This window comes from Prosthecobacter sp. (assembly GCF_049294395.1).
Classification (GTDB): Bacteria; Verrucomicrobiota; Verrucomicrobiia; order Verrucomicrobiales; family Verrucomicrobiaceae; genus Prosthecobacter.
The window spans coordinates 1,719-14,669 of record NZ_JBAQCR010000301.1 but is presented as its reverse complement, the minus strand read 5'-3'; the positions used below and the strand labels follow the sequence as shown (position 1 = coordinate 14,669).

1 protein-coding gene (cut by a window edge) is annotated in these 12,951 nt (G+C 63.1%); it reads left to right on the top strand.

Features of this window, described 5'->3' with window-relative positions; all coding sequences use genetic code 11:
- Window positions 1-12,951 carry the 3' end of an autotransporter-associated beta strand repeat-containing protein gene (locus WAW39_RS20000; protein WP_422320930.1) on the top strand. It extends 14,352 nt beyond the left edge of the window, so the window shows 12,951 of its 27,303 coding nt (coding positions 14,353-27,303); its start codon lies beyond the left edge, outside the window; the stop codon is at window positions 12,949-12,951.

Sequence of the window (12,951 nt, the reverse complement as noted above, 5' to 3'; positions counted from 1 at the left end):
AATCTGGGCACGCTGAAACTCGCCGCTCCGTCCGCGACTACGAACAGCCTCTTCTACCTTGCCACCACCGGCCCGACGATTTCCTCGCTCATTTCCACGCTGAATGCCAGCGCACTCACCGTGAACGCTGGCGGCACGCTGGACCTGAACGGCAACACCCAGACCACCGGCAACTTCACCAGCGTGGGCGTGCTGCCCGGCGCAGGCGGGATCGTGACGAACTCCTCCACCACGGCCTCCACCCTCACTGTCGCCAGCAGCGTCGCATCTGATTGGGCGGGGCAGATCACCGGAGACGCCACGCACATCATCAACTTCGTCAAGACCGGTGCCTTCACGCTCTCCATGCGTGACAACAACAGCTACGCAGGCAGCACCACGATCCAAGGCAATGTGGTATCCTTGATTGATCAAGGCAGGCTCTCGGGCACCAGCGGCGTCTCCATCCGCAATGCGGTCCTGCAGTGGAACGACACCGGCATCCAGGCCATGAGCAACCGCCTCGCCTCAGACGTGCCTCTCACCCTCGATGGCGGCGCCTTCCAGTTCATCAGCCGCAGCGGTACAGCGGGCTCTGCTTCCTTTGGAAATCTCACTTTGAACGGCGGGGCAAATGAACTGCGGCTGGATGTGGGTGCCAGCGCCGGGGCAGGGACGGGCATCGGCACGGCCACCTTGAACATCACCGGCAGCTTCTCACGCAGCCTCGGAGCCACGCTGAACTTCTATGCCGGCACCGGCACCATGGGGGACAATCCTTCCATTCTTATCACCAACGCACCCACTTTGACCAATGGCATCATCGGCGGCTGGGCCACCGTCATCGGGCTGGATTCCACCGTGGCCAGCACCACGGCCAATGCTGAGTTTGCCACCTACGATCCCGTCGCCGGCGTGCGCGGGCTCACCGCTGCCATGCAGACCACCAGCTTCGCCACCTCCACCAGCACCAGCAATCTGCGCTTTGGAGATACGGCCATCACCGTGCCGCTCGGCGGCGCCATCGTGAACACACTGACCTGGAACGGACTCAGCACCACGCGCGCTCTTTCCTTCGCCGCTGGCACCGACACGCTGACGCTCACCAGCGGCGGCCTGCTCGTCGGCACCAACAACGCTGCGACGTCGATCGGCAGCACGAGCGTTCGCGGCCAGCTCACCGCAGGCTCCGATCAGTCAGAACTCTTCCTGCATGTGGGAGCCAACGTTCTCACGGTGAACTCCGCCATCATCGACAACGGCGTGAGCGGCGGTTTGAACCTCGTCATGGATGGCATGAGCCAGAGCACCAGCACACCCACGCTGACACTCGCCGGAGCCAACACCTATCTGGGCACCGCTTATGTGAACGCCATGGTGGTGAACTTGAACAACCTCACTGGCGCGGGAAATGCCATCACCGGCAATCTGATCATCAGTGGTGGCAACAACAACGCCACGGACTCCATGCCCATTGCCAACGCCGCAGTCGTCAATCTGTCCTCGCAGCAGATCGCCGACACCGCCACCGTGACCGTGCGCGGAGGCGCGCAGTGGACGCTCAACGGCTTCAATGAAACCATCGGCAATCTGGTCTTCAACAGCCAGGGCGGTGGCACCGCAGGGAATGGCCCGATCGTTCTCACCGGCGCAGGCACTCTGACTCTCACGGGCGGCATCACTTCCACCAGCCTCGATGATGTGCGCGCGGTTCCTGCCCTGCTCGGTCTGCTCAGCCTCGCCAGCAGCACCACCGTCACCGTGGATCCCGTCACCAATGCCGCCGTGAACGGCAACAACCAGCTCGGCCTCACGATCAACAGCAACATCCTCTCCAGCGGCACGATCCTCAAAGCCGGCACCGGAGCACTCCAGTTTGGCGGTGTCAGTTATGTCACGAACACCTTCGGCTTCACCGACGGCTCCAGCGGTGTGATCGTCCTTGGCGCAAACTCCAACTATGGCAGCACCACGATCAATCTCGGCTACAGCGGCAACGTCCTCGACATGCGCGGCCAGACTAACCTGCAGGTCGGCACCATCACCGGCGTCGCCGGATCCATCATCAAGAACTTCAGCGTGGCCACCGCAGGCACGCTGGTCACTGGTGACAGCACCGGCGGCACGTTCGCGGGAACGTTCAACAGCGACTACTTCACCACCGGCTCCACAGGTGGTGTGCTCAATGTGACCAAGATCGGCTCCGGCAACTGGGTGCTCACCGGCGACAGCAGCGCAGGCATCAGCGGCACTTTGCTGGTGAATGCCGGCACAGTCACGGTCAACGGCACCACCGGCAAGCTCGGCTTCGCCGTTGAAACTCTCTCGCAGGGCGGCGTGCTCACGCTGGACAACAGCGGCGCGGTCGCCAACGCAATCAGCAACCGCCTCGGTGGCGCAGTGGCGATCTCCGGCACCACCCGCATCCTGAATTTCCAGGGCGGCACGCTCAACTACTTGGGCAACAACAACGCGTCGCTCACCGAAACTCTCGGCACCATGACCCTCGTGGCAGGTCAGAGCCTCTTCAATCTCACGCCAAGCACGGGCGCCTATGGCACGACGGTGAACATCACGACCGTCACCGCCCAGAGCGCCACCAATACCGGCACGCTCGTTATTTCCACCACGGGCATCCTCGGCGGTGCTGCAGCCGGCACGGGCCGCGTCAATGTCTTCGCCACCACGCCTACTTTGGTGGGCAACATTCGTCCCGACATCATTGGCTCGGACAGCACCGGCACCGGCCTCGTCACTTCGGACACCAACGGCTTCCGTCTCCTCACCACAGCGGACACCGCGCTCGGTTACTTCGCGCCCACCGGCAGCTACCTCGGCACGGCCGCTCCAGGAGCCATCACCGCCCTGGGCGGCACGGTCTCCAATGCCGCCGCCGGATCGAATGTCTTTGCCACTTCGCAAAATCTCAATCTCTACACATCGACCACCATCAACTCGCTGACCCTGAACAGCGGTGGTGGCGTGACCTCGACGGGTGGTGGCATCGCCGTGAACTACGCCACCAGTCTTGCCACCGGCACCATGCTCTTCAATGCCTCAGGCACGCTCAATACGCTGACACTGACCAGCGGGGCCATCGTTTCCAAAACGGGCAACGTCGGCTTCACCGGCGGTGCGCTCACTCAGGGCTCGGCTGGTCTCATCTTCCACACGCTGGACACACTCAATGTGAACTCCTACCTCGTTGGCAGCGGAGCGCTGGTGAAGGCAGACAGCGGCATCCTCAATCTGCAAAAATCCAGCCTTATCACTGGCGCAACGTTTGTGAATGCCGGTGAGCTCGATCTCACCAGCGGTGCCAACACCCTCCTCGTCATCCCGACCTCCACCATCGCCACGACAGCCGCACTCAACCTTAACGGCGGCACCGTGGATCTCAATGGCTTCAACCAGGCCATTGCTTCCCTGACACAGACCAACGGCAACACCCTTCCCGGAGGTGCTGGCACAGTGACCAACTCGGGCACGACAGCCACGCTTTACACCATTCCCAGCACGGCGACGACGACCTTCCTCGGCACGATTGCCGGAAACATCACCCTCGACAAATCGGGCGCGAACAATCTGGTGCTGACCAATGCGGACGGTCGCAACGCCAACATGACCACCAACATCCGCGGCGGCACGCTGACCCTGAAGGACAGCGGCACGGTCACCAATGGCGGTGCCTTCAACGTTTATAACTCCACGCTGACCTTGGACAACGCCGGCTTCTCTGCGCTGTCTTCGCGCACAGGTTCCTCCGTCATCAATCTGAACGGTGGCACGCTGACGTTTGCATCGAAGCAGGGCACGGATGCCATGAGCATTGCCGGCGCTCTCAATCTGGTCTCCGGTGGCAGCATCATCACCGCGAATCTTTTTGGTGCCAGCGCCACCGGCACTGGGTCTGCGGTTTGGACGCTCGCCAGCCTCAATCAAAGCGGCACCGCGACTGTCAACTTCACCGTGGGCGGTGGTACGCTCGGGGCTTCCGTCCTCGGCATGAATGGTCTCTCGCCCGCCTCGGCGTCGTCCAATTCCCAGATCATCCTCACTTCTGCACCGACTCTGGTGAATGGCATCATCGGCGGCTGGGCGGTCGTGGGCGGCGCAGACTTCGCCACCTATCGTTCCACCGTTGATCCTGTGACCGGAGCCATGGGCGTGGGAGCTCTGGGCCTCTCGCTCAATGGCACCAATCCGTTTGGCGCTTACTCCGCCAGTGCGCTCACCGCTGGTGTGGCCACCGACAACATCAGCATCGCTGCGAGCGCCGCCAACGTCACCAGCCGTACGATCAATTCTCTGCGCATCTCCGCCGTCTCCACCGTGACGCAGAGCACTCTGGGGGATGCGCTCGACATCGCTTCCGGCGGTCTTCTCACCAACGGCGCTGCCAGCGTCATCGCCGGTGGGCGTCTCACCGCCGGAGCCCCCACCAACACGACCTCCACGCTTTACAATTACGCCAACAACACGGCCACCATCAACAGCGCCATCACCAACTACAGCAACAGCAACCTGCTCACGCTCGTGAAGTCCGGTGCCAGCACCACGACGCTCAATGTTCTGCCCACGGTGTGGACGACCGCAACCACCACCGGTTCGAACATCGTGACGGTGACAGGCACCGCCGGTCTGGCAATCGGGCAGGTGGTCAGTGCCGGTGTGGGGCAGACCGCAAGCGCGGTGATCATCGGCATCACGGATGCCACGCGCTATACCCTCAGTGCCAATGTCGTCACAGGTACCACCACCGCCGCTGGCACGCAGTTCTCTCTGCCCACCTCGCAGGTGCTGACGATTTCAAACAGTAGTTTCACCAGCAACACCATCACGGTACCTGCCGGCAGCGTCATCTATCCCGGCATGAACGTGAGCCTCGCAGCCGCCGCTGCCGGTGGTGGTGCGCTCACCGCCACCACGGTGGCCAGCGTCTCCGGAAACACCGTGACGCTGAATGGTTCCTTCACGACATTGCCCACCAGCGCGGCCACGGTGCTGTTTGGTGCCATCGCTGCGGCAACCCCCACCAGCACACTTGCCAGCACCACCGCCGGTAGCAGTGTCGTGACGCTTTCCAGCTCCACCAGTGGTTTGTACATCGGCGAGGTCATCTCCGGCAATGCAAACATTCCCGTCGGCGCAACGATCACTTCCATCACCAGTCCGACGACGTTCACGATCTCTGCCCCCGCCACCGGTTCCGGCAGCAGTGTGGCCACCACCATCACCACCACGGGCTCGGCTCCGGTGGCGCAGTCACTCACCGCGAGCACGGTTAATGGCAGCAACACCATCACTGTTCTAGGCACGCCAACCTTGTTCATCGGTCAGCCGGTGCAGGGGAATGGCATCCCTCAGGGAGCCACGGTCACCGGCATCGTTCAGGGCGCGGGCGTCACCATGGTCACCCTCTCCCAGAATGCCACAGCCACCGGTGCTGCGAATGAGTACTTCGGTCTGCAGCCCGTGGGCCTCACGGTAGCGGGAGCCACGCTCGCTTCCAGCGCCACGGTCACCGTGGCCAGCACTGCCGGTCTCGTTCCAGGGCAAAGCATCAGTGGCGCGGGCATCCCCATCGGGGCCACAGTCAGCAGCATCACCGACAGCACGCACTTTGTGCTCTCCGTTCCTGCGCTCATGACCGTCACCTCCGCGCCGTTCACCATTGGTGCCGCGCTCAATCCCTCCAGCGGCAGCATCACCGGAGTGCAGGCCAGCACCACGGCAGGCTCTGCCATCGTCACGGTGGCCAGCACCAGTGGTCTCTATGTCGGCATGCCGGTCACTGGCAATCCCAGCATTCCAGCCGGTTCATTCATCACCGCCATCACCAGCGCCACCACCTTCACCATCACCACGGGCGTGGGCGTCACTGCGGGGACCAACGTGGCCACCACCATCGGTGCGCCTGCTGTGGGCGGTTATTCCAATTCCTACTCCGGCCCGACCATCGTGAATCAAGGCGCGGGCTCGCTGACCTTGAGCGGCACTCTGGGCAGCGTCCAGGTGCCAGGAGATTTGATCCTCAACAACGGCAACGTCACGGAAACTCTCAACGGTCAGATCGCCTCCAGCAGCAATATCACCTTCAATGGCAACGGCGGCCTGCTGACCCTCGTCGGCACCAACACCTTCGCCTCCCTGACCTTCAACGGCACCGGCGGCACGCAGATCGCTACGAACATCACGGGCGGTACTTTTGTTCTCAGCGGCACAACGAATGCCATCACAGCCGTGAACGACAACTACGGCGGCACGCCCACTCTCTCAAACGCCACCATCTGGGAGCTCGCGGCCCTGAACCGCACCATCACCACCTCCGGTCTCTCGCCGATCAATCTGATTTTGAACAACGTCATTCAGAACCTCATCGGCGGCACCAGCACGGCGGCAGGCATCATCAAGGCGGGCTCAGGTTCGCTCGTGCTCGGCGGTGCCAGCACCTTCAATGGCGGCGTGCAGCTTAATGAGGGCACGCTCATCCTTGGCGCCAGCAGTTCGCTGACGGCGGCGGGTGTTCCGCTCATTCAGAGCAGCACCGGTCCGCTGGGCATCGGCACGCTGACGATCGCCGGTGGGACCACCCTGCAGTCCGGAGCCGCCATTCAGACCGTTTCCAACAACGTGACGGTCAATGGTGACTTCACCTTCGGCGGTATGGTGGCCGCCAATGGCGTGATCCTCAATGGTGCTGTCAATCTGGGCAGCACCACGCGCACCATCACTGTCAACAGCCCGCAGACCACCTCCACGCTTGGCGGCGCGATTTCCGGTTCTGCCGGACTAAGCAAGGCGGGCAACGGCATTTTGAAACTCAGCAGCGGTGGCAACAATTACACCGGCACGACAACAGTCAGCGGCGGTCTGCTCCAGATGGGTGTGGCCAATGCGCTTCCTCTCACCGGCGCTGTGTCTGTGGGTTCAGGCGGCGTCTTTGACATCGCCAGTGTGGCCACCACCATCGGCTCTCTCACGGGCTCTGGCCTTGTCACCGCCTCGGGCACGGCGACCCTCACCGTGGGCAATGGAGCGAGTGGCAGCTATCAGTTTGATGGCATCCTGGCGCAGGGCACTTCACTCGGACTCACCAAGATCGGCAACGGCACGCTGACTCTGACCAATCTGAACACCGCCACCGGCAGCATGACCGTTTATCAGGGCGGAGTGACGCTCAATGGCGCCTTCGGCATGATCTCCTTTGCAAACACCGTGGCCTCCACCGGTACGCTGACCCTTGACAACACCTTGAGCAATCTGGCCAATCGTCTCGGTGGCAAGGCGCTGACCATTCAGGGCGGCACGGTGATTCTGAACGGCACCAACGTGGCCAGCACCAACACGGCTGAAACCATCGCCACTCTGACCGTCTCCAATGGCGGCGGCATTCTGACACTCAACGGCGGCACAGGCGGAAACACCAGCTTCGCCGCCACCGCGCTGACAGCAGAAGCCCTGACCAGCGGCGGCAGCCTGCTCATCCGCGGCCTGTCCACCACCACAGGAACTGGCCTGGCAAACATGACCACGGCCAGCGCCTTCAGTGCCACGGCCGGCGCGGCCATCACGGGTGTGACTCAAGGCGGCGGCGCCAATGGAACCACCACCATGACCATCCGCGCGGACATCATCGCTGACGCTTCCGCCACCGGCACGGGCACCGGCTTCCTCGTGAAAGACACGGGCACAGGCACCTACCTGCGCGCCATGGCCACCAGTGAACTGGCCTCCACGCTCACCAGCAGCCTGACCACCAACTTCGGCAACTTCAGCGCCACACAGACCTACAACTCTGCGACCTCGCTCAACAGCCTCACCTTGAACACCGCCTTTGGCATCACCTCCACCGGCGGTGGCCAGGTGGCCCAGGGCTCGGTTATTCAAAACTACACCAACACCGGCCTGCTCAGTTTGCTGACCCTCAACACTGGCGGCATCCTCGATACCTACGACGGCACCAGCACGATCAACGCTGGTTCCATCAACACCTCTGGAAACGTGCAGTTCCAAATTCACGTCACCGGCACCTCGGTGCTCAACATGAATGCCTTCCTGCTCGGCACCACCGGCGGTCTGGTCAAGGCGGATGGCGGCACGCTGAATCTGAACAACGCCGCCTACTACGCCGGACCCACGACGATCAACGGTGGTGTGCTCAAGCTCAACAGCGGCTTCGCCAACACCCTTCTCGTCGCGCCCACGGCCACCGTGGCCACGCTGCAGAATCTCTTCGTCAATGCCGGCACGCTGGATCTCAATGGCAATGATCAGGCCGTGGCCAATCTGAGCAACAACAACACTGCTGGCGGCAGCGGTGGCTCAATCATCAGCGCGACCACGGCCAACCTCTTCACCTCCTCTGGCACTGCCACCACCTTTGGCGGTGTGATCGGCGGCGGCGCGGACAACAACGCCATCAATCTCTACAAGGCGGGCACTGGTTCCCTCACGCTCACCAGCGCAAACACCTACACCGGCACGACCAATGTACAGGGCGGCTCCCTTGTGCTGCAGGACAGCGGCACACTCGCCAGCACTGCCTTCACCGTCAGCGGCGCCACGCTCTCTCTCGTGAACAGCGGCCTCTCTGCCAGCAATAATCGCATCTCGAACACGGCGGCGATCACCCTGAACTCCGGCACCATCAACCTCACCGGAGCCAATCAATCATCCACCGCTGAAACCATCGGCACCGGCACAGGCGTGGCGCTCAATCAGGGCCTCAACACGATCACCGTCACCGCTCCTCTGGCCGCCACCAACAACACTGCGGCGCTGACTATCGACAACCTCACGCGCACCATCGGCACCGGCGCCGTTGCCGTGTTCAGTGGCACGACTCTTGGCCAGACCCTGCCCGGCAGCGCGCAGATCTTTGTGAACAGCCTCAATGGCAGCACGCTCGCCAGCGGCCTGCTCGGTGGCTGGGCCACGGTCGGCGCGACAGCCGCGACCAATGACAACTGGGCCACCAACGTCACCGCGCAGACGCTGACCGGAAACGTCGCAACGACCTTCAACAGCAACACCGTGACCCTCACCTCGGGGAACACCACCAACATGATCATCGGCCAGCAGATCACCGGCACGGCGATCCCCGTCGGCTCCTACATCACGGGCATCAGCAGCGCGACGGTGTTCACGATCTCGCAGAACGCCTCCGCGACCACCGCCACCGGCAATGCCACGCTCACCGCCGCAGGCATCTCCGCCCTGAACGCTGCGGCCTACACGGTCATCAGCACCACCGGCGCGCAAACTGCCACCACCGCCAGCGGCAACTACCAGTTCAGCGGAATCACCGCTGCGATCAACCTCGCCGCAGGTGGCAATACGGTGAACTCCCTGCAACTGACCGGGGCCGCCGCCGGAGCGCAGATTCTCGATCTGGGAGCCGGCAAACTGACCATCACTTCTGGTGGCATCATGCGCACCAGCGTCGGCACCACCGGAACAACAACCCTGCAAAACGGAACTCTCACCGCAGGCTCCGGCAACGGCACCGCAGCGGAGCTGGACATCTATGCCAACAACACCGGTCTCATGACGCTTGCCTCCAATCTTGTCATCGCCGACAACGGAACCTACAGCGCAGGCGTCAGCGGAAACATGGTCACCCTTGTCAAATCCGGCACGGCGGGTCTCACCATCACCAGCGCCAGCAACAACACCTACACCGGCGGCACGGTGGTCAATGCCGGCACGCTGACCCTCAGCAACGCCAGCGCGAATGGCACCAGCAACGTTTCGATTTCCGCCGGTGCGGGCACGAACGGCAGCTCCACCCTCACGGGTTACAGCCTGGTCATCAACAACGGCGCAACGGTCACGGAAACGATCGCCAATCAGATCGCCCAGAGCGCCAGCGTGCTGATCAATGGCGGCGGCACGCTGACGATGTTCGGCACCAACACGCTCGCCAGCCTGACCTTCAATGGCAACGGCGGCACGGTCACACCGACGGTCGCCACGGCCACGCTGCTCAATCTCAGCGCCGCCAACGCCATCACCGTGACCAATGACAATCTCGCCAGCACACCGACCATCAGCGGCACGGGTTTGACGCTGACGAATGCGGCTCCCGTCATCACCGTGAATGGCCTCTCTCCCGAAGGCCTCATCATCTCCGCACCGCTCACCACCACGGGCGGTGGCACGATCAAAAAGCGCGGCACGGGCTCGCTCGTCCTCAGCGGCGCCACCGCCAATGTCTTGACCGGCGGCCTGAACATTGAGCAGGGCACGGTCATCTTCGACAACACCGCAGCCACCACACCTTACGGCTCAGGCGTCATCACCATCGGCTCCGGTACCACCATCCTGGCCGGGACTGCCGCGCGCAGCATTGGCAATGCCACCAGCGTCGTCGGAGACTTTACCTTCGGCGGCACGACCACCACGAACAATCTGACGCTCGTCAACACCATGACCCTCGCTGCCGGTGCTCACACCATCACCGTCACCAGCCCGCAGGTCACCGCCACCATCAGCGGTCAGATCACCGGCGGCACAAACCTGACCAAGGCAGGCGCGGGTTTCTTGATCCTCAGCAGCACCAGCGGCTCCAACAACTACGGCGGCTCCACCACCGTCTCCGGCGGTATGCTGCAGCTGGGAGGCACGGGTGGTGTCATTCCAGATGCCTCGGCCCTCATCGTGGCCGCAGGCGCTGCGTTCGATCTCAATGGCAAGGCTGAAACCCTCGGCTCGCTCGCCGGAGACACCGCCACCACCGGCGGCATGATCACCAACTCCGTCGTCGGCACCTCGGCCACGCTGACCATCGGCGCAGACAACACCAGCACGACCTACGCAGGCATCCTCACCGACACCAAGGGCGGCACGAATGTCACCGGCAATCTGCTGCTGACCAAGACCGGCACCGGTCTGCAGACCCTCACCGGCGCCAATACCTACGCCGGGGCCACCACCATCGGTGGTACCGCAGGCGGCTTGCAGATTCAGAATACAAGCAGCAGCAGCACCTTCGCGACACTCGGCAATACCAGGATCACCGTCGGCTCCGGTGTCTCACTCATGGCCACCGTGGCCAGCGGCGCTCCTACCACGGTCATCAATATCGGCAGCACCACCATCAATACCGAAGGTGCCAGCCTGGTCCTGAGCGCAGGATCCACACTCGACATGCGTGACAGTGCACTCGGCACTTTCAACATCCTCGAAGGTTCCACCTTCGCGCTGACCGGCCTGACGGCGGCCGCCACCTCCAACCTCTACTTTGACATCGGCAGTGTGGCCGCCGTCTCGGGCGTCTATGGCGGCGCTGACAAGATCACCGTCACCAAGAGCGCCGCCATCACCTCCGGTGCTACCATCGATCTCAACGCTGTCACTGGAGCCACGGGCATCACCACGGGCGTCATTCAGCTCATCACCGCAGGCAGCGGCTTCACCGGCACGGGCACCAACAACTTCACCCTCGCCAGTTCAACCCTCACACTCTCCGGCGCCTGGGGCAGCAAGACCTACAACCTGACACTCGAAGGCGCACAGAACACCACCACGCAGACCGCGCTGAACGTCTCCATTGTGGCTCCCACCACGGCCTACTGGTCCGGCGCTCTCGATGGCAGCTGGAGCACCAACAACGCCGGTGGCGTCACCAACTGGCGCACCGATGCCACCAGCGACGTGGACACCCAGGCCACACCGGATGCGACCACCAATGTGTTCTTCAACACCACCACTCCCGTGGCCTCCAATCTCACCACGAGCAACCTCACCTCCGCCACCTCCATCGCCAGCCTCACCTTCACCAGCTCCGCCACCGGCGCTGTGACCATCGGCAACAACGGCAACAGCGCCAACACCCTCACCATTGGCGCAGGCGGCATCACCCACAGCAGCAGCTCAGGAACCAGCACCCTCGGCATGAGCGTCATTCTCGGCGCCTCACAAACCTGGACCAACGACAGCACCAACGCCCTCGCCGTCAACGGCTCCACCATCACCGGAGAAGGCATGAACCTCACCGTGGCAGGCACCGGAGACACCACCATCGCAGCCGCATTGCAGACAGTCGGGGGCGGTGTGACCAAACAAGACTCCGGCAATCTCATCCTCACCGCGACCAATACTTACTCGGGTGACACGCAGGTCACCGGAGGCAATCTGCAGGTCGGCTCAGGTGGCATCGGTTCGGCCTCTTCCTCCGCTGTCACGGTCTCAGGCACGGGCACCACGACCACCGTCTCCGGGGTCTCAGGCACACCATTGACCACTTCCACTCTTTCGGCGAACCAGCTCGCCGCTCCCACGCTCTCCGGCACCGGGTCCGTCGGTTCGGTGACCTTGGGCAGCCTCTCGACTGTTGGCGTTCTCCGTCCGGGGGATGCAGCCGGCAGCACTCCCGGCACCCTCACCCTCACCCTCACCCTCACCGGGGCGCTCACGGTCAATTCCGGTTCGCAGATCCAGTTTGAAGTCACCTCCAGCAATCACAATGCTGTGACCCTGGACTCCGGCTGGAGCTCGGACGTGACGGCCGCCACTTACCTCGGCACGCACGCCACGGCTTTAGCTGGCACACCCGATTCCATCTACACCCAGTGGAACACCGTCAGCGGCACCTACAGCTCGCTCAGCCTCGCAGGCCAGACCGTGAGCCTCGGGGCCAGCGTCGGTGGCACTCCCACCGTCCTGATTCAGACCGCAGGAACTCCCACCATGGCCTTTGGAGACATCTTCAAGCTGATGGACTGGTCCTCCGTCGGCTCCGGCACCGCAGGCAGCATCGGCACCCCATCCGGCAGCTCCGCCTTCGACACCGCCAATGACCTGGTCCTTCCCGAGCTCACCTCCGGCCTCTTCTGGGACACCTCCGCCTTCGCCACCTACGGCATCGTCGTCATCGTCCCCGAACCCGGCCGCATGGTTCTCATGCTCTTCGGACTCACCGCCCTCTTCCTGCGCCGCCGCCGGACTCAGGCAAGATCCATCGGATGA